27 protein-coding genes and 1 pseudogene are annotated in these 23,960 nt (G+C 33.8%); 22 read left to right on the plus strand and 6 right to left on the minus strand.

Features of this window, described 5'->3' with window-relative positions:
• Positions 1 to 144: 144 nt before the first annotated feature.
• Positions 145 to 468 carry an SMR family transporter gene (locus tag MKD52_RS04060; RefSeq protein ID WP_112056865.1) on the plus strand — a complete coding sequence of 108 codons (324 nt, stop codon included), beginning with the start codon at positions 145 to 147 and terminating at the stop codon, positions 466 to 468.
• Positions 469 to 523: 55 nt separating this feature from the next.
• Here the strand turns inward: MKD52_RS04060 and MKD52_RS04065 are convergent, their stop codons facing one another.
• On the minus strand, positions 524 to 1,684 hold the full coding sequence (locus MKD52_RS04065) for a pyridoxal phosphate-dependent aminotransferase (protein ID WP_112057078.1): 1,161 nt from the start codon (positions 1,682 to 1,684) through the stop codon (positions 524 to 526).
• 293 nt (positions 1,685 to 1,977) lie between these two features.
• Between MKD52_RS04065 and groES the strand changes: the two are divergent.
• Positions 1,978 to 2,235, plus strand: a pseudogene (groES, locus tag MKD52_RS04070) (co-chaperone GroES); the annotation flags it as partial.
• Positions 2,236 to 2,267: 32 nt separating this feature from the next.
• The gene (gene groL, locus MKD52_RS04075; RefSeq protein WP_112056864.1) at positions 2,268 to 3,908 is read left to right on the plus strand and encodes a chaperonin GroEL; all 1,641 of its coding nucleotides are present in this window, start codon (positions 2,268 to 2,270) and stop codon (positions 3,906 to 3,908) included.
• Positions 3,909 to 4,103: 195 nt separating this feature from the next.
• Here groL and hypD read toward each other — a convergent pair whose 3' ends face one another.
• Positions 4,104 to 5,219, minus strand: a complete 1,116-nt coding sequence (gene hypD, locus MKD52_RS04080) for a hydrogenase formation protein HypD (protein ID WP_242099342.1) — start codon at positions 5,217 to 5,219, stop codon at positions 4,104 to 4,106.
• A gap of 62 nt (positions 5,220 to 5,281) precedes the next feature.
• The gene (locus MKD52_RS04085) at positions 5,282 to 5,734 is read right to left on the minus strand and encodes a hypothetical protein (RefSeq protein WP_242099343.1); all 453 of its coding nucleotides are present in this window, start codon (positions 5,732 to 5,734) and stop codon (positions 5,282 to 5,284) included.
• A gap of 69 nt (positions 5,735 to 5,803) precedes the next feature.
• Between MKD52_RS04085 and truB the strand changes: the two genes are divergently transcribed.
• Genes truB through MKD52_RS04130 form a run of 9 tightly spaced genes read left to right on the plus strand, consistent with a single transcriptional unit; the run spans position 5,804 to position 12,555 of the window.
• Positions 5,804 to 6,640, plus strand: coding sequence for a tRNA pseudouridine(55) synthase TruB (gene truB, locus MKD52_RS04090; RefSeq protein ID WP_242099344.1), 837 nt, complete (start codon positions 5,804 to 5,806; stop codon positions 6,638 to 6,640).
• Complete coding sequence (gene csrA / locus MKD52_RS04095) at positions 6,634 to 6,864, plus strand: carbon storage regulator CsrA (RefSeq protein WP_112056860.1); 231 nt, start codon at positions 6,634 to 6,636, stop codon at positions 6,862 to 6,864. Before truB ends, csrA begins: the two co-directional genes overlap by 7 nt.
• Positions 6,865 to 7,620, plus strand: coding sequence for a 4-(cytidine 5'-diphospho)-2-C-methyl-D-erythritol kinase (locus tag MKD52_RS04100; protein WP_242099345.1), 756 nt, complete (start codon positions 6,865 to 6,867; stop codon positions 7,618 to 7,620).
• 2 nt (positions 7,621 to 7,622) lie between these two features.
• Entirely contained in the window at positions 7,623 to 8,081 is a 459-nt protein-coding gene (gene smpB / locus MKD52_RS04105; protein WP_242099346.1) for an SsrA-binding protein SmpB, read from the plus strand.
• 9 nt (positions 8,082 to 8,090) lie between these two features.
• Complete coding sequence (exbB, locus tag MKD52_RS04110) at positions 8,091 to 8,558, plus strand: TonB-system energizer ExbB (RefSeq protein WP_112056857.1); 468 nt, start codon at positions 8,091 to 8,093, stop codon at positions 8,556 to 8,558.
• A 9-nt stretch (positions 8,559 to 8,567) separates the two neighbouring features.
• On the plus strand, positions 8,568 to 8,957 hold the full coding sequence (locus MKD52_RS04115; RefSeq protein ID WP_242099347.1) for a biopolymer transporter ExbD: 390 nt from the start codon (positions 8,568 to 8,570) through the stop codon (positions 8,955 to 8,957).
• Positions 8,957 to 9,139 carry a hypothetical protein gene (locus MKD52_RS04120; protein WP_242099348.1) on the plus strand — a complete coding sequence of 61 codons (183 nt, stop codon included), beginning with the start codon at positions 8,957 to 8,959 and terminating at the stop codon, positions 9,137 to 9,139. The genes MKD52_RS04115 and MKD52_RS04120 overlap by 1 nt, the downstream gene beginning before the upstream one ends.
• Positions 9,140 to 11,761, plus strand: coding sequence for a hypothetical protein (locus MKD52_RS04125; protein ID WP_242099349.1), 2,622 nt, complete (start codon positions 9,140 to 9,142; stop codon positions 11,759 to 11,761). It begins immediately after the preceding gene.
• The gene (locus tag MKD52_RS04130) at positions 11,761 to 12,555 is read left to right on the plus strand and encodes an OmpA family protein (protein ID WP_112056853.1); all 795 of its coding nucleotides are present in this window, start codon (positions 11,761 to 11,763) and stop codon (positions 12,553 to 12,555) included. Before MKD52_RS04125 ends, MKD52_RS04130 begins: the two co-directional genes overlap by 1 nt.
• Here the strand turns inward: MKD52_RS04130 and ung are convergent.
• The 3 genes from ung to MKD52_RS04145 are packed head-to-tail and all read right to left on the minus strand — an operon-like array spanning position 12,552 to position 14,181.
• The gene (gene ung / locus MKD52_RS04135) at positions 12,552 to 13,244 is read right to left on the minus strand and encodes a uracil-DNA glycosylase (protein ID WP_242099350.1); all 693 of its coding nucleotides are present in this window, start codon (positions 13,242 to 13,244) and stop codon (positions 12,552 to 12,554) included. The genes MKD52_RS04130 and ung overlap by 4 nt on opposite strands.
• Positions 13,244 to 13,537, minus strand: coding sequence for an Asp-tRNA(Asn)/Glu-tRNA(Gln) amidotransferase subunit GatC (gene gatC / locus MKD52_RS04140; RefSeq protein WP_242099351.1), 294 nt, complete (start codon positions 13,535 to 13,537; stop codon positions 13,244 to 13,246). The genes ung and gatC overlap by 1 nt, the downstream gene beginning before the upstream one ends.
• Positions 13,534 to 14,181, minus strand: coding sequence for a TetR/AcrR family transcriptional regulator (locus MKD52_RS04145; protein ID WP_242099352.1), 648 nt, complete (start codon positions 14,179 to 14,181; stop codon positions 13,534 to 13,536). Before MKD52_RS04145 ends, gatC begins: the two co-directional genes overlap by 4 nt.
• A gap of 165 nt (positions 14,182 to 14,346) precedes the next feature.
• On the opposite strand from MKD52_RS04145, the gene MKD52_RS04150 reads away from it, so the two are divergent.
• The 10 genes from MKD52_RS04150 (at position 14,347) to MKD52_RS04195 (ending at position 23,907) form a co-directional block, all read left to right on the plus strand.
• On the plus strand, positions 14,347 to 14,820 hold the full coding sequence (locus MKD52_RS04150; RefSeq protein WP_112057076.1) for an RNA pyrophosphohydrolase: 474 nt from the start codon (positions 14,347 to 14,349) through the stop codon (positions 14,818 to 14,820).
• Positions 14,820 to 16,025, plus strand: coding sequence for an aspartate kinase (locus MKD52_RS04155; protein WP_112056849.1), 1,206 nt, complete (start codon positions 14,820 to 14,822; stop codon positions 16,023 to 16,025). The genes MKD52_RS04150 and MKD52_RS04155 overlap by 1 nt, the downstream gene beginning before the upstream one ends.
• The gene (locus tag MKD52_RS04160) at positions 16,025 to 16,570 is read left to right on the plus strand and encodes a HobA family DNA replication regulator (RefSeq protein WP_112056848.1); all 546 of its coding nucleotides are present in this window, start codon (positions 16,025 to 16,027) and stop codon (positions 16,568 to 16,570) included. Before MKD52_RS04155 ends, MKD52_RS04160 begins: the two co-directional genes overlap by 1 nt.
• A gap of 1 nt (position 16,571) precedes the next feature.
• Positions 16,572 to 17,207 carry a DNA polymerase III subunit delta' gene (locus tag MKD52_RS04165; RefSeq protein ID WP_242099353.1) on the plus strand — a complete coding sequence of 212 codons (636 nt, stop codon included), beginning with the start codon at positions 16,572 to 16,574 and terminating at the stop codon, positions 17,205 to 17,207.
• A 22-nt stretch (positions 17,208 to 17,229) separates the two neighbouring features.
• Entirely contained in the window at positions 17,230 to 18,360 is a 1,131-nt protein-coding gene (gene folP, locus MKD52_RS04170) for a dihydropteroate synthase (protein ID WP_242099354.1), read from the plus strand.
• Positions 18,360 to 19,346, plus strand: a complete 987-nt coding sequence (locus tag MKD52_RS04175) for a hypothetical protein (RefSeq protein WP_242099355.1) — start codon at positions 18,360 to 18,362, stop codon at positions 19,344 to 19,346. Before folP ends, MKD52_RS04175 begins: the two co-directional genes overlap by 1 nt.
• Positions 19,343 to 20,461 (plus strand): metallophosphoesterase, encoded by a 1,119-nt coding sequence (locus MKD52_RS04180; RefSeq protein ID WP_242099356.1) that lies wholly within the window; start codon positions 19,343 to 19,345, stop codon positions 20,459 to 20,461. Before MKD52_RS04175 ends, MKD52_RS04180 begins: the two co-directional genes overlap by 4 nt.
• Positions 20,462 to 20,525: 64 nt before the next feature.
• A complete protein-coding gene (locus MKD52_RS04185) occupies positions 20,526 to 22,913 on the plus strand; it encodes a flagellar functional protein (RefSeq protein ID WP_242099357.1) in 2,388 nt (795 codons plus the stop codon).
• Positions 22,910 to 23,134, plus strand: coding sequence for an exodeoxyribonuclease VII small subunit (xseB, locus tag MKD52_RS04190; protein WP_242099358.1), 225 nt, complete (start codon positions 22,910 to 22,912; stop codon positions 23,132 to 23,134). Before MKD52_RS04185 ends, xseB begins: the two co-directional genes overlap by 4 nt.
• On the plus strand, positions 23,131 to 23,907 hold the full coding sequence (locus tag MKD52_RS04195; RefSeq protein ID WP_242099359.1) for a carbon-nitrogen hydrolase family protein: 777 nt from the start codon (positions 23,131 to 23,133) through the stop codon (positions 23,905 to 23,907). The genes xseB and MKD52_RS04195 overlap by 4 nt, the downstream gene beginning before the upstream one ends.
• Positions 23,908 to 23,960 lie beyond the last annotated feature (53 nt).

Here is a 23,960-nt window from a genome sequence, read left to right on the forward strand (position 1 = left end):
TATTGACTTGATAGGCAGAGAATGCTATAATGTTTGCTGATACAAATTCAAAGGTAAATTGTGTCTTTTTTTTGTGTCAAAATGTTCTTTTTTTTAACAAATTGTCGCCTATTTTGCGTGTTTTTATCATATGGTGTATAAATAATGTTTAGTGTCTATTTTATCTATGTGATTTTAGCGGCCATTTTAGATATTGTTGCTAATTTAGCTTTAAATAAATCAGAGGGTTTTAGAAAGTTAAAGTGGGGATTATTTTCTATTGCTCTTGTGTGGTTAGCATTTTATTTGCTTGCATTGAGTGTGGAGGGGGGTATGAGCTTGGTAATTGCTTATACGCTTTGGGGTTGTATAGGTATTTTTGGGACAACTTTGGGAGGTTGGTATTTTTTTAATCAGAGACTTAAGCCTATAGGATGGATTGGAATTTTTATTATTGTTATTGCAGTTATTGTGTTAAAAACTGCTTAAAATGAGATGAATGGCTTTGCTCTTTGCTCCAAAAAGCAAAGCTAAAGAAGGCTTTTTAAGATTGGCAGAAGTTTGCGATTCTAGCAATACCTTTTTTAATGCTATCAAGATCGGTGGCAAAAGAAAAGCGGAAATACCCTTCTGCGCCAAAACCAATTCCTGGCACTACAGCTACCCCTTCTTTTTCAAGCAACGCTTTAGAAAATTCCATAGAATTAGGATTAACATTTTTGCAATTTACAAAGAGATAAAAAGCGCCATCAGGCAAATCCACGCTTAGATTTTGAATCTTATTGAAAAGTTCGCAAGCAACATTTCTTCTTTCTTTGAAGGCTTGACACATTTTTTGAATATCTTGTTCTGCTCTGCCATCTAGCGCTGGAATTGAAGCCTTTTGTGTGATTGAGTTAATGTTGGAAAGAGATTGGCTTTGTAAGCCAACAATGAGTTGGCGTAACTTTTTGTCTTTGGTAGCAAGATATCCCATTCTCCAGCCAGTCATAGCAACAGCCTTGCTTAGTCCATTAATAGTAATGGTTCGCTCTAGCATATCTTGGCTAATGCTCCCACAAGAAGTAAAAGCATTGTCATAAACAAGTTTTTCGTAAATTTCATCACTAATTACCCAAATATTTGTACCTTTTAGAACTTCTGCAATGGATTCTAATTCGCTTTTAGAATACACCATTCCCGTTGGATTTGATGGGGTAGTTAAAACAAGGATTTTTGTTTTTGGCGTGATAGCGGATTTGAGTTGCTCTGGAGTGATTTTGAAGCGGTTTTCCTGCGTGGTTTGAATAAAGACATTTTTTCCACCACTATAAGTAACAAGTTCGGGATAAGTTACCCAGTAAGGACTTGGGATAATAACTTCATCATCTTTTTCAATGAGTGCTTGAAAAACATTAAACAAGGAATGTTTAGCGCCACTATTGACAATAATTTCTTCGGGAGAATAAGTAAGATGATTCTCATTTGAGAGTTTGTAGCTAATAGCTTGGAGTAATTCAGGAATCCCTGCAACCGCAGTGTATTTGGTAAAGCCATTTTGAATAGCTTTGATGGCTTCATCTTTGATGATTTGCGGAGTGTCAAAGTCAGGTTCTCCTGCAGAAAAAGAGAGAATGTCTCGTCCTTGTGCTTTGAGTTCTCTGGCTAAAGAGCTAATGGCAATAGTGATAGATTCTGATAGATTGGTAACTTTAGATGCATACATTTTATTTCCTTGCGCCTTTATTAAGCTTAATTTATTGTTTTTGACAATATCAAAAAGTTTATCCATTTTTTCTTTATTAAAAAATTAAAGTAAGAATCTGTAGTGAATATTTCTAGATTCTACAGAGAATTAAAGTAGCAATTTAAATATTAAGCTTAATGAGCTAATTAATATTTAGTCATATAGACTAAGAATTAATGACTTTTTTTACTAAAGATATTGACAAGCATAAAAAAAGTGATTATAATTTCACTCGTTTTTATAAAGATTTTTTAAATTATGGAGGTAATCCTATGAATTTTAAACCACTTGGTGAAAGAGTTTTAGTAGAAAGACTTGAGGAAGATACAAAAACTGCTTCTGGAATTATCATTCCTGATAATGCAAAAGAAAAGCCTTTGATGGGTGTTATAAAAGCAATTGGGAACGAAGTTAAAGAGGTAAAAGTTGATGATAAGGTTGTATTTGGAAAATATTCTGGCACTGAAGTAAAGCTTGATGGGACAGAGTATTTGATTTTAAAATTAGAAGATGTTTTAGGTGTTATTGCCTAATTCAATATATTTAAAATAAGGAGTAAAAAATGGCAAGTAAAGAGATTAATTTTTCAGATAGCGCAAGAAATAGATTATTTGAGGGTGTAAAGCAATTAAGCGATGCAGTTAAAGTAACAATGGGACCAAGAGGGCGAAATGTGTTAATTCAAAAAAGCTTTGGTGCTCCAAGCATTACAAAAGATGGTGTGTCTGTGGCAAAAGAAATTGAATTAGCTGATCCTATTGCAAATATGGGTGCACAGCTTGTTAAAGAAGTCGCAAGTAAAACTGCAGATGCAGCAGGAGATGGAACAACAACAGCAACTGTCTTGGCTTATAGTATTTTCAAAGAAGGTTTAAGAAATATCACTGCTGGTGCAAATCCGATTGAAGTAAAAAGAGGAATGGATAAAGCAGCAGAGGCTATCACTCAAGAGTTAAAAAAGATTTCAAAGCCAGTTTCTGGTAAAAAAGAAATCGCACAAGTTGCAACTATCTCTGCAAACTCTGATGCAAAGGTAGGTGAGCTTATCGCTGAAGCAATGGAAAAAGTAGGTAAAGATGGTGTTATTACGGTTGAAGAAGCTAAGGGAATCAATGATGAACTAAGCGTAGTTGAAGGTATGCAGTTTGATAGAGGTTACTTGAGTCCTTACTTTGTGACTAATAGCGATAAAATGGAAGCAGAGCTAGAGCATCCTTATATTCTTTTAACAGACAAAAAAATCACTTCAATGAAAGATATTTTACCACTTTTAGAATCAACAATGAAAAGCGGAAAACCTTTATTGATCATTGCTGAAGACATTGAAGGTGAAGCACTAACAACTTTGGTAGTGAATAAATTAAGAGGTGTCTTAAATGTTGCTGCAGTTAAAGCTCCTGGATTTGGCGATAGAAGAAAAGAAATGTTAAAAGACATCGCAACTCTAACAGGTGGCGAAGTGATTAGCGAAGAGCTTGGCAAAACTTTAGAAAATGCAACTATTGCAGATCTAGGACAAGCTTCAAGAATCGTTATTGATAAAGATAACACAACAATTGTAGATGGAGTAGGAAGCAAAGATGCAGTGAATGCAAGAATTGCACAAATTAAAACCCAAATTGAATCTACAACAAGTGATTATGATAGAGAAAAACTACAAGAAAGATTAGCAAAACTAAGTGGTGGTGTAGCAGTTATTAAAGTAGGTGCTGCAAGTGAAGTTGAAATGAAAGAGAAAAAAGATAGAGTAGATGATGCGCTCTCTGCTACAAAAGCAGCTGTAGAAGAAGGAATTATTATCGGTGGTGGTGCAGCTCTTATTCGTGCAGCAGCAAAAGTAAGCCTGAGTTTAGAGGGTGATGAGAAAATTGGTTATGAAATCATTAAACGCGCTATTTCTGCACCTATCAAACAAATCGCAACAAACGCAGGTTTTGATGATGGTGTAGTGGTTAATAATGTAGAACAAGATTCTAATGCAAACAATGGATTTGATGCATCAAGTGGTAAATATGTTGATATGTTTGAAGCAGGAATCATTGATCCATTAAAAGTAGCAAGAATCGCATTACAAAATGCTGTTTCTGTTTCAAGCTTGTTACTCACAACTGAAGCTACAGTGCATGAAATCAAAGAAGATAAGCCTGCAATGCCTGATATGAGTGGTATGGGCGGAATGGGAGGTATGGGCGGAATGATGTAATCCCCCTCACTTTTTTATCTTTAGTCCACTTAGCCTTTAAGGTTAAGTGGATTTTTTTGTATTTCCTTGAAAATCATTTCTAAGTTCCCCAATAAGATTGTCAGTGTTAATTAAGCATAAGCAAATGAAAGCTTGTAGATATTCTTGAGTTTAACTGCTTTGTTTAAGGAATTAGAATTGTATCGTAAAAGGGGATTATGCGGGTTGGATTCCTTGGTATTTAAAATACGCCGCACAAGCTCCCTCGCTACTTACCATACAGCTACCTAATGGATTTTGAGGGTTACAAGCCTTACCAAAAAGTTTGCAATCATAAGGTTTTTTATTTCCTTTTAAAATTTCACCACAAAGGCAATTTTTGTGTTCTTCTTTTGGGATTCCACCAAGATAATCTTTAAAAATAAGCGCTGCATCAAATTCACCAAATTCCTCTTTGAGTTTTAGTGAAGAGTGTGGGATTTCTCCAAGTCCGCGCCAATAGAAACTTTTTTCCAAGGTAAAGTATTGTTCAACTAGGCTTTGTGCTTTAAGATTTCCCTCATAAGTAACGCTTCTTGCATATTGTGTCTCTACTTTTGGGGAATTAGCAAGGCTTTGTTTAAGGATTGATAGAATGCTTTCTCCAACATCCACTGGTTCAAAACCACAAACTACAATGGGAATATGATATTTTTTAATCAAAGTTTCATAGATTTTAGAGCCTGTGATAACACTTACATGTGATGGAGCTAGAAGTGCGTTTATTTGGCAATTTTCATCCCCTAAAATAATATCTAGAGGCGGTGGAACTAGCACATGATTGATATGAAAAAAGACATTTTTAAGATTTAGCGTAATCACTTTTTGTAAGAGTGCAGCAGTCATTGGCGTAGTGGTTTCAAAACCTATTGCAAAATAAACGACTTTTTTATTTGGGTTATTTTGGGCAATTTTTAGAATCTCTAGGGGAGAATAAACAAAAATAACATTCAATCCTTTAGCACGAGCTTGCTGGAGACTCCCATAACTTCCTGGAACTTTTATCATATCTCCTAGCGTTACAAGAATCACATCTTTTTGTGAAGCGATTTTGTAAGCACAATCAATGCGCCCTTTAGACATTACACACACAGGACAGCCTGGTCCATGCACAAATTCAATATTTTTTGGGAGGAGTTGAGGGAGTGCGTATTTCATAATGGTATGTGTATGTCCCCCGCATACTTCCATAATCTTAAGGGGTTCTGTGAGATTCTTGCTTAGTGTTTTGATAGCATTAAAGGTTTCTTTAATTTTTTGTGGATTGCGATAGGTGTCAATATAGGGATTCATCAAACCTTCTTTATTTAAAATAGCAGAAATTATGCCATTTTTTGTGTATGAAAAAATTTAAATTATGGTGTTTTTAAGGCTTTTGAGATTAAAGAATCAAAATGTTGATCATACATTGGATTAAACAAAGCTATTGGGATTTCATAGTTTTGTTTATAAAAAGAAGTGGTATCTTGAGTAATAACTTTAAGATTGAGTTGTATCAAATAGCGAGGATATGCGCTAAAAGAAATGCTTGGAGAGCGATCACCTTGAGATTCATTGTAAAAATGTGTAAAATGATAATGAATGGCTTGAATTTTTGGATTTGGATTTTGATTAAAAAGGATTTTGATGCGATTATCTAGTGTTTTTGAAAAATCTGTAGGAATAATGCTAGTGTCTAGAGTTTCATCATAGATGATTTTTGGATAAGGGAGTGTTGGATTATTTGGGGCAAGGGCAGTTTGATTGCAATTTACAATAAACAAAAGCGTAAAACTTAAAACAAAAAATGTTAGAATTCTATTTTTCATTTGATTATCCTTAAGTTATCATCAAAGCAGGTAAAAATTGCGATAGTTTAGCACAAAAATTTTAAAGGTATGGTTTTGAATGGTATTTTTGTGGCAAAAAAGCCTTTGTTTGTTTCTTCAAATGGGTATTTAGGGTTTTTAAAAAGACGCGATGGAGTTAAAAAAGCTGGATTTAGCGGGATTTTAGATCCTTTTGCTTGTGGAGTTTTGGTGGTGGCTTATGGACAATATACACGACTTTTTCCTTTTCTTAAAAAAACTCCAAAAGTTTATCAAGCAACACTTTGGCTTGGTTTGGAGAGTGATTCTTTAGATCTTGAAAATATCCAAAAAATTCATCAAACCAAAGTATTTTCTGAAGATCACCTAAAGGAAGTTTTGCAGAAATTTTGCGGAAAGATTTGTTTTATTCCCCCCAAATATAGTGCTAAAAAAATCAATGGGCAAAAAGCCTATGAACTTGCAAGAGCAGGAAAAGAAGTGCTATTAAAAGAGCAAACTATGGAGATTTTTAGGATTGAATTTTTAAATTATTCTCATCCTTTTTTGAGTTTTAAAGTGTGGGTGAGCGAGGGAAGTTATATACGAACTTTAGGTGAGATGATCGCAAAAGAGCTAGATTGTTTGGGGGGGCTTAGTTATTTGGAGAGATTGAGTGAAGGGGGATTGTGTTATGAGGGCGAAAAGCTTTTGGATCCTTTGGAGATTTTGGAGCTACCCAAAGTGCTTGGGATAAATAATAAAGATTTGAAGGAAAAGGTAAAAAATGGAAAAAAAATTACACAAGATGAATTGCAAATCGCCAAAGATGGAAAATATATAGTGCAATTTGAGGAATTTTTTTCTATAATTTCAAATCAAGAAAATAAAATAGAATATTTAGCAAACAGGATTCCTTTATGTTGATTTTATCAAGAAAAGAAAATGAAAGTGTTAGTATTGGAGAGGATATTACAATCAAGATTATTAGCATCGATAAGGGAAGTGTAAAAATAGGTTTTGAGGCGCCACCTCATTTGACAATCTTAAGAGAAGAGTTAAAACAAGCTATTTTGGAAACCAATAAAAAATCCCTTTCTCATAAAGAAGATAGAATTGATTGGTTAGTGAATGCTAAAAAGAAAAGCTAAATGATAAAGAGTTGCGCTAAGATTAATATCTTTTTAAAGATTACAGGCAGGGTGGTCGTAGAATCGGTTAAATACCATACGCTGTATTCACGCTTTATGTTAGTTAAGAATCTTTTTGATTGTTTGGAGATACAAGAAAGTAAAGTAGGGTTTGAGATTCTTGGAGATTTTGATTGTCCTATGGAGAAAAATACTATTTATAAAGTCTATGAAGTGGTGCTTCCTCTTTTAAATCAAGAAAGACAAGAATTTTTATCTCATCAAAAAATAGAAGTTGAAAAAAAAATACCAAGTGGTGCAGGATTGGGCGGTGGAAGTTCTAATGCAGCGGCTTTTTTATTGTGGATTAATGAGGTATTAGAATTACGATGGAGTTTTGAAAAGCTAAATGAAATTGCTCAAAAAGTGGGCAGTGATGTTCCATTTTTTGTAAGTCAATATGAAGTAGCAGATGTAAGTGGGCGTGGGGAAAAGATTTTTAAGAGCAGAGAGAAAGCTTTAGAAGTAGAGATTGTTACGCCAAAGATACATTGCGATACCACAAAAGTTTATCAAACCTATGCAAAAGACTTTTATGAGCCCACGCAGGAAAATTGGTTAGAATTTAGTAATGCAAAGATTTTAAGGCAATCGCCCTATGAAAATAATGATTTATTAAATTCTGCCATAAAGCTTTATCCAAGCCTAAAAGAATATGCGCAACAAGGCTATTTTTTAAGCGGAAGCGGAAGTAGCTTTTGGAAGGTAAAAGAATAAAAATGAAAATAATTGCCACTAACAAAAAAGCTTTGTATGATTTTTTTATTTTAGAAAAATATGAAGCAGGAATCGCACTAGAGGGCAGTGAGGTCAAGTCGATTCGAGCAGGGAGAGTGAATCTCAAAGATAGTTTTATAAAAATTATTAAGGGTGAAGCATTTTTGTTTCAAGCACATATTTCAGTGCTTGAAACGACAAATCGCCATTATAAGCCTGATGAGAAACGACCACGAAAGTTGCTATTGCATAAAAAGGAAATTGATAAGCTTTTTGGTAAAAGTCAAGTGGGAGGAATGAGCATTGTGGCTTTAAAATTGTATTTTAATAAGCGCAATAAAGTTAAGCTAGAAATCGCTTTAGCAAAAGGAAAGAATCTGCACGATAAGAGAGAAACGCTAAAAGAAAAAATACAAAATAGAGAAATTGCACAAACACTAAAAGAATTTCAGCGAAGATAGGGGGTTGTTTTGTTTGGATTAAACTTAAAAGAAATAGTAGAATATGGTGTGATGGGGATTTTGATACTAATGAGCATCATTGCGCTATGGGCAGTTTTTGAGCGATTTTTATTTTACCGCTATATCAAGCTTGTTTTGTATGAAAATAAAACAGAGTTAGAAATTGATCTCTCTAAGAATCTAACTTTGATTGCTACTATTGGTTCAAATGCGCCTTATGTTGGGCTTTTGGGAACAGTGTTTGGAATTATTATGACTTTTGTGCAAATAGGGCAATTAGGAATGGTGGATACTGCAAATATTATGACAGGACTTGCATTGGCTTTACAAGCTACAGCAGGTGGGCTTTTGGTTGCAATTCCATCCATTATTTTTTATAATCTTTTGATGAGAAAAAGTGAGGTTTTGATTGCGCAATGGGAGATTTTGCAAGAGAAAAAACAACGCAATCGTTCAAAAGAAGTTGAATCTTTTTAAGGTTTTGTAATGAGATATTCTAAGCGAATGGATAGCATTAATATCGTCCCCTTCATTGATATTATGCTTGTTTTATTGGTTATTGTTTTAACAAGTGCGACTTTTATTGCGCAAGGCAAGATACCCATTGCAATCCCTAAAGCACAAGGTTCTGAGACTATAAAAGAAGAATTAAAAAGTGTGGAAATTACTATTAATGCACAAGGGGAGTATTTTTTGGATAAGAATCAAGCTAGTCTTGAAGCAATCAAAGAAGTGCTTTTGGAGATGTCAAAAGACACTCCAATTTTGCTTAGGGGGGATCAAAAAAGCTATTTTGAAAAATTTATTGCGCTTGTTGGAATGTTAAATGAAATTGGGCGTGTGAATGTTGATATACAAGTGGAGCAAATACAATAATGTTAAAAGAAAATTATGATTTAACAACGATTATTTCGGCAGTCGTTACTTTTTTAATAGTTTTATTAGCGATTCGATTTATACTTTTTATAGTTAATCGCAAAGGTAGCCAGATACAAAAACCAGATTGGCTAGAGGGTGATGAGCGATTTGAAGTTAAAAAAAGAAAAAAAGGGCAATAAATGGAAAATATCCTTGTTAATATTGTTTTTACAATAGTTATGTTGGGGCTTGCATTATGGGATTTTTTGAGCTATGGGAAGCAAAAACACAGGGATTTTAAGTCTATTATTATGAGTGCAGGGGTTTTGGGGACCTTTGTGGGGATTTTTATTGGGTTACAGGATTTTAATGTTAATGAGATTGAAAATTCTGTCCCTTTTTTGTTAGAGGGGCTTAAGACTGCTTTTTATACTTCTATTTTAGGTATGTCTTTGGCGATTCTTTTAGCAATTGTTCAAAAAGGTAAAGCTGTTAAAAGTGATTTTGAAAATATGATGGATTATTTTTCATTGCAAGCCTCCAAACTTGATGATTTAAAATATTTAAGAACCATTGTAGATCAAAATCTTAAATTGCAAGATTTTCAAGAAAAATATCGTCTCGCCCAAGAAGAGAATTTTTTAAAAATTAGCAATCATTTTGATGCAACTAATCACACCTTAAAAGAAGCAATGCAATATCTAGTGCAAGGTGCTTCTAAGGAGCTTATTTCGGCATTAGAGAGTGTGATTAGGGATTTTAATCAAAAGATTACTGATCAATTTGGAGATAATTTTAAAGAGCTGAATGCTGCTGTTTTGCAGATGATATTGTGGCAAGAAAATTATAAAAACACTCTTGAGGGCTTAGATGAAAATCTAAAGAATACACTAGAAGTCTTTAAAAACTCCCAAGAAGTTTTAGAAATGGTAGCAGAGCGCAATAGTGAAGTGCTAGAAGTTTATAATGCTTTAGCCCATAGTATTGAAGCTTCAAGGATTGAAAATCAAAAGCTCTCTGAAATGTTATTAGGCTTTGAAGATATGCACAAAAACGCACAAAACGCTTTAGAATCAGTGCAGAGCCTAACTCACATTATGCAAGAATCTCACATACAAGCAATGGATTTAACAAAACAAAATTTACAAGAAGTGCGTGGATACTTGCAAACAAGTGTGCAAGAGCATAAAAATGCAACCCAAGAAATTCTAACCGGTAATTTACAGGTCTTGCAAAAGGATTATTTAGAATTAAGTGGAAATTTGAGTAATTTCCAAAAGGATTTGGGAGAATTTGCCCAAGGTTATTTGGTGCAAAATAAAGAAAATATGGATCAATTTTTAATTCAAGTTCAAGAAAAATCAGAAAAATGCCTGGATCATATACAAAAAAGCAATGTTGAGTTAAATAATCAGAATCTTGAAATGCTAAAGAGTGCTAAAGAAAATATTGCAGAATATTTGAAAAAAGTAAGTGGTAGTTTTAAAGAAGCTTTAGGAGAGTTAGATAAGACACAAAAAGAATCGCTTTTGCTACTTGAGGGGCAAACACAAAAAAGTGATGCTATTTTGGAGCAACATAGACTAGAATTGGAAAATATCTTAAAAAATACGAGCGGGACTCTTGAGCAAATGGGAAGTGAAGCTAAAGAGAGTTTGCTTAAAAATACTAATGCATTAGAAGAACATATTGCTAATGCGGTTTTGGGATTTGATTCTTTGCTTGGCAATACCACTAAAACGCTACAAGAAAATTTTCAAGAATCCAAAGAAACCCTAAAAGAAATGTCTAAAGATATTGAAGATTCTATGCTAGTGGTTACAAAAAGCCTTGATTCGATGTTAAATGAAACTGCTAATTCTCTTAGTAAAAGCGCACAAAATATTGAAGAATCATTAGTAGATACCACTCAAAATCTTAAGGATAGTTTTTCTAAAACTACGCAAAATATTTCACAAAGTGTAGATAGATTGCTTGCTTATAATCAATCTAAATCAGAAGATATTCATAAGTTAATGGAGCAAAATTTAGAAGATTTGAATGTGAATCTCCAAACAATGTCGCAAAACGCACAAGAACACTATGAAGAATTACAAAACCAAATGCGATCAAGCTTTGGAGAATCGTATAAAAATGCAATAGAAACCCTTGGAGCTTATCTTAAAAATTCTTCTAATCTCTATCAAAATCAACTCTCTAAACTCTCACAAAATAGCCTAGAAACCTTACAAAAACATCATTTAGAGAGTTTGCAAAGCCACCAAGGAATGCAGCAAGATTTGCAAAAAAGTTTAAGTGAGATTGCACAGAAATTTGGTTTGGGAAGTAAGCAGATTCTAGGGACAATTGAGGGGTTATCTAAGGAATTGTTACAGTTTTCTAGTCAGCATTTAGATAGTCATTCTCAAAAAGTCATAGCGCAATATCACACTTTAGAGGAGAAAGTGAAGAGTATATTACAAGAAATGGCAAAGCACTATTTGGAGATGCTCTCTACTCTAACACAACAAAGTTTGGAGATACCCAAAAATGTTAGCACCGAGCTTTTAGGTGAGTTTAATAAATTGCAAAAGAATCTAGGAGAATCTTTGAGTGGAGCCTATATGGCTTTGGAAAATAATCGTAAAGAAATTGAAGGGATTTTAAAAATTATTCAAAGCAATGTCGATACTTCACTTTCTAAAACGGCTAATCTTAATGAGAATCTTTGTCGCTCCCTAGGGGATTTAGATGATGCATTGTCTAATATTACTTTGGGATTTAGGCAGGATTATGAATGGTTTTTAAGGCGAATTAGAGAGCTTATGGGAGCTAGAAGCTAATGGCAAATGACTTCAATAGAGGGAATGAGTGGATTAGCATTTCTGATATGATGGCAGGGGTGATGATGATATTCCTGCTTGTAGCTGTGGGCTATATGGTGGTTATTAGTAAGACGCAAAAAGAGCTCGCCTTGCAAAATGCGGAACTTTTGGCATTAAATAGACAAATGAGTGATGTTGCCAAAACTCATCAGAATCTTCAAACAGAGCTTTATAAGGATTTAATAGCAGAATTTTCTAAGGATTTGGGAAAATGGAATGCGGAAATTGATGAGGGCAACACAGTGCGTTTTAGAGAACCAGATATTTTGTTTGATCAAGGTGAAAAGGAAGTGAAATCAAGATTTAAAGAAATTTTAGATGATTTTTTTCCTCGTTATATTAAAATTTTAAATCGCCCTCAATACAAAGAAGATATTGAAGAGATTCGGATTGAGGGACACACTTCTAAAGAATGGAAAAATGCAAAAAGCCTAGAGGATAGATATTTGGGAAATGCAGAATTATCTCAAGCAAGAGCTTTAGAGGTTTTGAAATATTGTTTTAATAATCAAGAAATTGCCAAAGAAAAGGAATGGCTAATTAGCGTTTTGCGTGCTAATGGATTGTCCTTTGCTAAACCGCTTGAGAGTGCTGAGCTTTCGCGCAGGGTTGAGTTTAAAGTTTTAACTAAGAGCAATCAAAAGATTCTAAAAATTTTAAATATTAATAAAGAAACGCAAGAAACGCAAACTAAACCTGCTAAAGATGAACTAGAATCTACAAAAGAAAGTAAAACAATAAGCAAAAATTAGATTTGCCAATCAATGGGATCTTTGCGAAGTGATTTTAGAATCTTGTTGGTTTTTGAGAAATGTCTGCAACCGAAGAAAGCACCACGAGCTAAGGGAGAAGGGTGTGCTGCTTCTAGGATAAAATGTTTTTTTGAATCAATGAGTTTTTTTTTGGCTTTGGCATAATTGCCCCAAAGCAAAAAAATAATCCCCTCTTTTTGCAAAGAAATGGTGCTAATAACATTGTCAGTAAAAGTCTGCCAACCAAAATTTTGATGTGAAGCAGGTTTGTTTTGCTCTACACTTAAAACGCTATTAAGTAGCAAAACACCTTGTTTTGCCCATTTGCTTAGGTCTCCATCGTGGCTTGGTGGAATCCCTAAATCTTCATATAATTCTTGATAGATATTTTTTAAAGAAGGAGGAAGTGAAATCCCCTTTGGCACACTAAAAGATAATCCCATGGCTTGATTGGGGTTGTGATAAGGATCTTGTCCCAAAAGGACAACTTTTAGGGAAGTAAAGGGCGTGAGATTAAAGGCATTAAAGATAAGATTTGCGGGTGGATAGAGAATCTTTCCTGCATTTTTAGCCTTTAGATAATGGCGTTTAATCTCTAAAAAATAGGGTTTTAAAAATTCATCTTTTAGTGCGAGTTTCCATGATTCTTCAATTTTAATATTTTCAAGTGAAATATTAATATCTTGCATTATTCAATAATTTTTGGAACAATAAAGAAATTCTCTTCGCCCTTGGGCGCATTTTTAAGAACATTAGCCGCAATTTCAGGTTTATTTTCTACTACATCTTCGCGCATAGGAAGTGTTGAATGAAACGTATTGAAAGAAGCAGGAATCTCGCTCAAATCTAGCGCATTGATATTTTCAACAAAATGCACGATTTCATTAAGATTTTCTTTGGTTGATTCTAATTTTTCTGGGCTAATTTCAAGACTTGCCAAATTTTGTAGGCGCGCTAGTAATTGATTGTCAATGTTGCTCATAATGTCTCCTTATTGTGTTGTAGATAAAGTAAAAATACATGTGCAGCTTTTCTTGCGATTCTTTCTGTTTCTTCATTGTTTGGGGGAATGTAATTAGAATCTAAAAGAGAATGCAATAAATAAGGACTAACAATAAGATCAATGCAAAATTTCGCATCTTCTTGTAAGTTTTGAATGTAGATTTTTTCCCTTTTAGCATAAGTTTCAAGGCATTTTGAAAAATAAGAAAGGATTTTATCAACACACGAAACTTGAAAAGTCTGTAACAACTCTGAATCATTATAACCTTCAACAAAAATAAGGCGGTTTAGCGCAATGGTTTCTGGTGTGAAAATTTCACTAAGAAGTTTTTTCCCAATGAAAATAAGAAAATCTTGCAAACAAAGTTCAGACTGCTCTACTTGCGTAAAATGCTCTGCTAAAGATTGAAAAAAATCGCTATTTTCTTGTTCAATGACCTTTTGAAAAAGATTCCTTTTATTTCCAAAAAGTTTATAAATAGTCGCTAAAGAACCACCACTTTCTTTGATGATCATTTGTAAGCTAGTTTTTTCATAGCCGTATTTCAAAAAAAGTTGATAGGCAATATCGAGTGTTTTTTGATATTTTTCTTGAGCGCCTCTTGCAAGTCTTTGTGCTCCCAAAACATTCCTTTAGAAAGCTAAAATTTAAATGTTATTTAAAATCTATTTTTACTTTAAGTCTTGGAATTCTATAAAATTTTGACTTAATATTTACTGCATTTAAAAACTCTTTAAAAACATTTCAATTATTATTTTAAAAATATTTTGACTTATAGGAGTTATTTGGTGAGAAAAGAAACAAAAACTTATCGACCCAATGTTGCTGCTATCATACTTTCTCCAAAATATCCATTAACTTGTGAGGTTTTTATCGCAAGTCGCACAGATGTTAAGAATGCGTGGCAATTCCCGCAAGGTGGAATTGATAAATCAGAGACGCCTAGAGAAGCTTTGTTTCGTGAGCTTAAGGAAGAGATTGGAACAGATAAGGTGGATATTGTTGCAGAATATCCAGAGTGGATTAGTTATGATTTTCCACCTTCTGTTGTAAAGCGAATGTATCCTTATGATGGACAGATACAAAAGTATTTCTTGGTGCGCTTACAAGAAAATGGAATTATAGACATTAACACAGAGGAGCCAGAGTTTGATGAGTATAAATTTGTAACATTTGAGGATTTATTTAGTCATATTACTTATTTTAAGCGTCCGGTTTATCGTCAAGTCTTAGAATATTTTAAAAGAAAGGGGTATTTGTAATGCTAATTGTTCAAAAATATGGTGGCACTAGCGTTGGTGATTGCGAAAGGATTCAAAATGTCGCTAAGCGTGTCGTGGAATCAAAAGAAAAGGGGAATAGCCTTGTTGTAGTGGTTTCTGCTATGAGTGGAGAGACTGATAAGCTATTGGGCTATACGAAGTTTTTCTCAAGACTCCCAAAAGAGCGGGAAGTGGATATGGTGCTTAGCGCAGGTGAGAGAGTTACAAGCGCACTTTTGGCTATTGCTTTAGAGGAAATGGGTTATAAAGCAATTTCTTTGAGTGGTCGTGCGGCAGGGATTGTTACAGACACTTCGCATACTAAAGCAAGAATTGAAGAAATTGATACAACCTATCTCAATGAGCTACTAGCTAAAGATTATATTGTTGTGGTAGCAGGGTTCCAAGGGGTTACAGAAAAAGGTGAGGTAACCACGCTAGGCAGGGGAGGGAGCGATCTCTCTGCAGTGGCACTTGCTGGAGCATTGCAAGCAGATTTGTGTGAGATTTACACAGATGTTGATGGAGTTTATACCACCGATCCAAGAATTGAACCTAAGGCAAAAAAGATAGATAAAATTAGCTATGATGAAATGTTGGAGCTTGCTTCAATGGGAGCTAAAGTTTTATTAAATCGTTCAGTTGAAATGGCAAAAAAACTCAATGTTAATTTAGTTACAAGAAGTAGTTTTAATTACAATGAAGGCACATTAATTACAAAGGAAGAAGAAATTATGGAACATCCAATTGTTAGCGGAATCGCATTAGATAAAAATCAAGCAAGAGTGAGCATTTGCAATGTAGAAGATAGACCGGGGATTGCAGCAGAAATTTTTGGGGCTTTGAGTGAGGCAAATATCAATGTTGATATGATTGTGCAAACAATTGGCAGAGATGGCAAGACGGATTTAGATTTTACAATTCCAGAAGTGGAGCTTGAAAACACAAAACGCGTTTTAAAAGCATTTGAAGGAAGTGTGGAGAGTATTGATTATGATTCAGATATTGCAAAGGTTTCCATTGTGGGCGTGGGTATGAAATCTCATAGTGGAGTGGCTGCAAGAGCATTCCAAGCTTTAGCAGAAGATAATATTAATATTATGATGATTAGCACAAGCGAGATTAAAATTTCAATGGTGATTCGCTTAAAATATGCAGAATTAGCCATTAGAACTCTCCATAGTGTGTATCAATTAGATAAATAATGCAAGATATTGTTAGCTGGACTACGCAGATTCTAAGGCATGATGCTAGTCGCCCTACTTGGCTTGAAGAGCGCAAGTTTGAGTGGATTCCACTCATTAAACGCGCCCTGCAAAGAATCTTTAATGGTGAGAGTATGATTTTGATTACTGATAGAGATAGGGAGTGGTTTGCGCATTATGTGATTTTTTCTATTAATAGAACTAATAATCGCCCTTATGTCCCTGTTGTAAGCATTAATGCGCTCTTCCCTCAAATTGATAAGAATCAGCAAGATGATTCAGAAGTGCTTTTAATTAGTGATTATTTGAATAATATTTTTTCTCAAGGTTATTTCTTTTGGTATGTTGGCAAAAATGATGCCTTGCGCGCTAAACTTGCCTTGAGTCATGAGGATTGCTTTTTGTGGATTTTTGACACTGAATTGCAAAATAGCTTTACTTTGCAATCAACTGATCCTTTGGTGGATATTAAATTAATGCAAATGTATCGAATCTTTAATCTAACCATTGAAGCGGCTTTGTTTGGACAAATTACAATGGAATAAAATGCAAAATCATATTTTGTTAGTCAATGATCCTATTGCAGTTGCAAATCAACATTATGAGAGTGAGAATCCTCAAAATTGCCGACTTTTCTGTGCTGAGGAATTAAGTATTGAGTTGGCAAGAGAGATTATTGATGAGAGTTATATTGCAGCATCTAGCTATAAATTAGTATTGATTGCGGCAAATTCTTTTAATATCTATGCGCAAAATGCACTTTTGAAAATTTTAGAAGAGCCACCCAATCAGGTTTATTTTGTGCTTTTTGCAAGAATGAAATCTCAACTTCTTCCCACTATTCGTTCAAGAATGCCAATTGTTAATCGGATTAAAAAAGAAAAGCTTTCACCCTTTTCTTTGTCAATTAGCACTCTTTCTTTAAGAGATATTTATCCTTTTTTAAAAGAAAAATCTAAAGAATTTGGCACAAATCCAACACAGCTTAAAATTGAAATTCAGAGTTTATATTTAGATTGTATTAAAGAAGGCTTAAACTTCAATTTAAAAGAAATGCAGCTTTTTGAAGAGGCTTTGTTTTGGGCTGGACATTATGAAAGGATTCAGCATATTTTCTTGGTTTTACTTTTGATGATTCTTAACAAAAAGAAAGAAAAAATGCAACAAAATATCAAGGTATAAGGCGCTAAAGGAGATTTGTTAAATGGAAACTTTTATCAAAGCTTTGAATAATCCATTAAAAGAGTTAAAAGAGCTAGGTTGCGAGGAGATTGGTTTTGGGATTATGAAAAACAAAATCCAAACAGATTGTTTTTATGTTTATAACTTAAAAACTCCTGCAGCACAGATTTTAAAACAGGAAGCTTTGGCTTGTGGTGGAGATTTTGCGCTTCCTAAAGATGCTATTTTATATCAACAAGATACTTATAATGGAATCTTAATGCTTAATAAAGCACAAAGTAAAGTGTTGCTTAAAAAGCTAAAGATTCAGCCTTTTGGATTAAAAAAAGTTGCAGAAAGCCTAGAAAAACATTGGCAAAGAAAGAATTTTAAGCTAAAAATTATGGGCATTATTAATGCTACTCCTGATAGTTTTTATAAAGATTCGCAAAAAAGCACTCAAGAAGCCTATGAGCGGATTTTTGAAATGATAGAAGAAGGAGTGGATATTATTGATATTGGGGGAGCTTCTACGCGTCCTGGAAGTGAGTGGGTTAGCAGTGAAGAAGAGATGGCGCGCATTAAGCCTATTGTGGATTTTATTGCCTGCGAAAAAATTTATGAGCGCATAGCCTTTAGTATTGATACTTATACGCCAGAAGTAGCAGATTATTGCTTAAAAAATGGTTTTGCTATGGTAAATGATATTACTGGTTTCCAAAATCCTAAAATGATTGAAGTGGTTGGGGATTATGATTGTGAATGTGTGGTGATGCATATGCAAGGAAATCCAAAAGAAATGCAAAAGAATCCTCATTATAAGAATTTATTTTGTGAGATTGATAACTTTTTTAAGCAGCAAATTGAGGCATTACTAAAGCATAATGTTAAAAAAATTATTTTAGATATAGGGATTGGATTTGGCAAGACTTTGGAGCATAATTGTGAATTAATTAGAAATCTTAAGCATTTTGCGCATTTTGGCTATCCTTTGCTTGTAGGGGCTTCAAGGAAATCTATGATAGATAAAATCACCCCTTGTGATGTGGTAGAGCGATTGGCAGGAAGTTTGGCAATTCATCTAGAATCGCTAAAAAATGGAGCAAGCATCATAAGATGTCATGATACCAAAGAGCATATACAAGCTCTTAAAGTTTGGAGCGCATTGCAGTAATGGAGAGAAAAGAGCTAATTTGGCAATTAGGGAAGCACGGACATTCTAAAGATTCATTAGAAGCAATGCCTTTAAATGATTTAATTAAATTGTTTAAAAAAGAAAGTAAGCAAGCAATTTTGAATTATATGCAATTAGCCAAGGAAGATAAGCAAACTGAGAATGTGATTGAAGATAATGAAGCTTTAATTGAAGCACAATTAGCAGAAATTCACCTTGCAATTAGCGGTGAAATTATTGATTTTAAGGGTTTGTATGGAAGTGTTGAGAAAATCTTTGCACAATATGGATTGCATGAAACAATAGAATTAGTTTTGACGCAAATTAGAGATGGGAGATACAAGCAAGTTACGCGTATTGTGGAATTAGCTTATCGAGCTTACCAAGAAAAGTTATTAGATACCTTAGAAAAATTATTTGAAGATTATCCACAGCAAGAGAGAATGGAGCAAATGAAGTTTTATGGATCTAGGCGAGAGGATATTCAATTTTTGCGAGAAACAATACAGGTTTTAGAAAATCAAAAAGAAAAAGAAAGTCTAAGTAAAATAGCTCAAATAAAATATGGAATCATTAAAGATTATTTTCCTGATTCTCTGTATGAAAATTATGAAGTGTATTATGAAGATGAGGAAGAAAAAAATAAGATTATAGAGAGGATTATGAAGCTAACTAATGCTTATAAAAGACCTGATTTAAAAAAGAAAAAAAGGCAGGTTTTGCAACATATTGAAAGGGTTCTGCTAGAAGATAAAGAAAGAGAAAAAGAAGAGAAAAGTTTGATTAAAAAATTCACTAAGCAAATTGGGGAAGCTATTGTAAGTGAAGATGAATATGAGTTTAGTAGTGCGGTAAAAGAAGCATTAGATAAGCTTGATGAGCGAGATGTAAGGCGTATTGTGTTAAGTTTTGATATTTCAAGCAATCCCATATTAATCCAGCAATTTAATGTCTTAATTAAAGAATCTAGGCGTTCATGGGAATGAAAATGTTTCCTCTTATTGTATTATCAGTTTTTTTGATTTTTCATTTTTTTATTTATTTTTTCTTTATTAAAAGAATCATTAAACCTAAGATTCCACTCTTGGTTTTCAAATATTTTTTGATAGCTAATTATCTAGGTGTTGTGTGCTACTTTTTGGGGCGTTATTATTGGAATATGCCACAAAGTTTATATTTTTTGGTTTCACTTTCTATTGGAGTTGGGTTTATTTTATTAGTAGCAAGTTTGCTTTATCAGCCTTTATCTTTAATACCCTATTTTAGCAAAAAGAGGCGGACATTCTTACGCAATGGAATCAATGTTTTTAGCGGATTTTTTGCAGGAGGATATTTGGGATTTGGTTTGATTGAGGGGGGAATGCAGCCAAAAGTAGAGCAAATTAATCTCCCCTTAAAAAATCTTAAAACGCCCTTTAGTGCGGTGCAGGTTAGTGATTTGCATATTGGAGGATTGATTGAAGAAAATATTGTGAGAAAGATTGTAAATCAGGTTAATTCTCTAGGAGCAGATGTTGTTTTTTTAACTGGAGATATTATTGATACGGAAGTTTCTAATGTTCCTAGGGCAATGGAGGAATTATCAAAGCTTAAAGCACCACTTGGAGTGTATTTTGTAACAGGGAATCACGAATTTTTTCATAATATTGGCGAGTTATTAGCAACGCTTAAGGGCTATGGGATACGCGTTTTGGAAAATGAAAATATTGTTTTGGTAAAAAATGGTAAAAAATTGGTGAATTTAGCTGGGGTTTATGATTTATTTGGTAGAAGAGTGGGGGTATTGGAGCCAGATTTAACAAAGGCTTTAGATAAAAGAGATGATTCTTTGCCTACAATTTTGTTGGCACATCAGCCAAAATTTGCTTTGGAAGTTGATGATTCTAAAAGTGTGGATTTGATTTTAAGCGGACATACTCATGGAGGGCAGATTTTCCCTTTTCGCTTTTTAGTGATGATTGATCAGCCTTATCTAGCAGGGTTGTATCAACACTCTACAAAAACTAAAGTTTATGTGAATCGTGGAACGGGTTTTTGGGGACCTCCGATGCGGATTTTGGCAAGATCAGAGATTACTCATTTTAAATTTGTGGCAGGATAAAAAGGTTTGATAAAAAATTTAGTGCAAAAAAAGTATAATGTGAAATCAAAATTTTTGGAATGCAATGAAGATTATTAAAAAAATTACTCTTTTGCTGCTGTTGGGGGTGGATTTCACCTTTAGTTTGGAGTTTTATGTTAATAGTGGAAGAGAAGATTCAAGAGATTTTGCTGTTTTAAATATTGTTGATTCTGAGCCTTTTTCTTGCAAGGAAAAACTCAATAGAGAATCAGAAGTGGAAGAGATAGTTTGTGAATTTGAATCAAATCTCATTTCGCATTTTTCAAAAACTAACACGCTTTTTTTTAGCATTAATCCAGAAATTACAAAAGAGCGATTTTATTTGAGAATCACCCCAAAACATAAAATAAGGCTTTTTAATGTGGGTCAAGATTTGCTATCATCAAAGCCTATTTTTCAAGAAAAAGCTCAAAAATCTAGTAAGTGGCAAATTATTGGCTATGGGGGTGAGATTCCTTTTTTAGAAGAGGAAGAGAATGAGGGGCTTAATTTTCCTATTTCTTTTAATGGAGATTCTTCATATCCAAGAGTTGGAGTTTTAGATTTTGGAATGCGTCCTATGGATAATGAAGTTGGACAAGATAAGGACACTTTTTTGGCAATTCAGAATCTTTTAAAAAACAAATCTTATCAAGAGGCTTTAGCTAGAATTAATGAAATGCTGCAAATTTACCCAGAAACTATTTTTAAGCACGATGTGCTTTTTATGAAGTTAAAAGCTTTAGAGGGCATTGGGGGTGAGGAAAACTATGAAGAAATTGTTTCTTTGGGAAAGGCGTGGTTAAGCGCGTATCCAGCAGATATTCATATTCCAGAAGTTTTGTTGCTTTTAGCAGAAAACTATGCTAAGATGAATTTTTTTGAGGAAGCAAGTTATTATTATGATCGTATTTTCAAAGAATACAAAAATGATAAAAGTGAGCTTTTAGCAAGATTAAGCTACGGGCAGAAAGTTTTTGAGCGCGGTGATAGAAAAATGCCTTTAGAGCTTTATCAATCAGTATTGGATCAAACGCAAGATTTAGAAGTTGCTTCTTTGGCAGCTTTGTTGCTTGGAGAATATTATCAAGAAGTGGGAGACAAAAAAAGGGCAGAAGAATATCTTAAAAAAGTGCTTGATGCTAATCCAAATTATTTCTTAAACGATATTCCAAAGCATTATGCAATATTGCAAAAATGGGCAGATCTAGGAATTTATGAAACTCCAGCAGAGGTTGCAGAAGTGATGTTTTTATCACTTAGCGATGATGCGTTGCCTTATTATCGTCCTTTGCTAAGAGATATGGCAGAGTGGTATGATAAAGCGGGTAATGTCTCCAAAGCGCATCAATATTATCAACTATTACTTAAAAAGCCAAAAGATATTCAAGAAGAGAGGGAGATTCAAGCTTTAGATGATTCCTTGCTCTTAAATGACAAAGAAAGTAATGCCACAAAGCGTTTGGAGCATTATGATTATGTGATTAAGACTTACAAAGGAAAAGCAGAGGAGCAAGAAGCATTACTAAAAAAAGCACAAACACTTTATGAAATAGGAAATTATCAAGCAGTTTTTGAAATGAGAGATCTTTTGCCAAAGGATGATTCTGTATTGCTTCAATCAGTTGGAGTGCTCACTCAAGAATCAATTGCTAAGCGTGATTGTAAGAATACGGCATATTATGGGAATTTATACGCACAAAAAATCCCTTTAGATTCATCAGGAAAAATAGACTTGTTTGATTGTCTTTATGAAAATCAGCAGTTTGAACCTGCACTAAAAATCGCACAAGAAGAATCATCAAAGGTGAAGAATTCTGAAGCAAAAGAGAAGTGGCTGTATCGTTTGGGGTGGGTGGAATATCATATGCAAAATTATCCTAAAGCAATTTTGGCTTCTCGCGATGTGGTTGAAATCTCTAAGAATCCAAACCATAAAGACAGCCTTTGGGTTTTGTTTATGGCTTTGGACAAAGAGAAGAGAAAAGAAGAAGCCTTTAAACTTTTGCCTAAAATGGAGGAGAGTTTGGGGGCAGATAGCAGAATGATAGAAGTCTATCGAATCATGCTTTTAGATGCTTTGGGTAGAAAGGATGATACAGCTATTAGAATCTATGCTAATAAGTTAATGGATTTACAAGAACAGCATAAAAAATATGAATATTCCCCTTGGGTGGAATTGAGTTTGGTAGAAGCGCTAAATAGAGAGGGGAAATTTAAAGAATCTTTGGAGGTATTACAAAAATCTCAAGCACATATTGCTACGCCTAATGATAAGATAAGGATTTTATATTTGCAAGGATATTTGAGTGATAAGCTTAATCAAAAGGCAGAAGCTATTTCTTTTTATGGGCAGTGTGAAGCTATTAACGTGCAATCAAATTGGAGAAATCTGTGCATTGAAGCAAAGAAGCTTTTAGAAGCAGAGAATACAACAAAGGAAAACAAATGAGTTATAAAGCGGTAGATGAAAAAAAAGATTTTGAAATGAATCTTAAAGAGATTGAGGAATGTTTGGAAAAATTAAATGATGAGAATATAGGTTTGCACGAGAGTATGGAGATTTATAAAAAAGGAATGGAAACTTTAAAAGAGGCACAAAAAATGCTTGAAAATGCGCAAACACAATGTAATGAAATTAAAATGCAATTTGAAACAAAGGAAGAAGAATGAAAATTGCAGCCTTGCAACTCTCTTTGGAGAAATCGCAAAAGGAAATCAAAAATTATTTAGAAGTTGCGCATTTGCAAAAAGTAAAATTGATTCTTTTTGGTGAATATTTTTTTGGGTCTTTTTTTAAGACTTTAGAGCAAAGTAAAAAAGGTCAGCTTATTTCAAAAATAGAAAGTCAAAATAAAAATCTTATAGCTCTTTCCAATGAGTATCCAATGATTTTTGTTGCGCCTATTTTAGAGATTGTTGGGACAAAGATTTATAAAAGTATTGCAATTATCAATAAAGGAAAGGTGTTAAAATACAGAGCACAGAGATTGATGCCTTATGAGCATTGGAATGAAGCAAAGTTTTTTGCAAATACTTTGCCTAAGCTTATCAAAACTCCCCCTATTTTTAATGTAGGTGGATTTAAATTCTCGGTGCTTTTTGGCTATGAATTGCATTTTGATGAATTTTGGTTGAAATTTAAGCAAAACAATGTAGATTGCGTGCTTTTGGCTAGTGCTTCTACTTTTGATTCATCATTGCGTTGGAGAAATATCATTAAGATGCGCGCTTTTTTAAATAGTAGCTATATTTTAAGGGCAAATCGCATAGGACAATATCAAGATACTATCACACAAACTCTATGGAATTTTTATGGTGATTCTTTGTTGGCAAATCCTAATGGAGAAATTGATGATTGTCTAGGCGATAGAGAAGAATTGCTTATTGCTACGCTAGATAAGAAATACTTAAAAGAAATTAAGGAATGTTGGAAATTCCGCTAAAGCTTAGATTCAATAATTTTAGGTATAATCCTAAATTTTTCATAAAATATTCT

The sequence above is a fragment of the Helicobacter sp. CaF467b genome (assembly GCF_022664765.1).
In the GTDB taxonomy this organism is placed as follows: Bacteria; Campylobacterota; Campylobacteria; order Campylobacterales; family Helicobacteraceae; genus Helicobacter_D; species Helicobacter_D colisuis.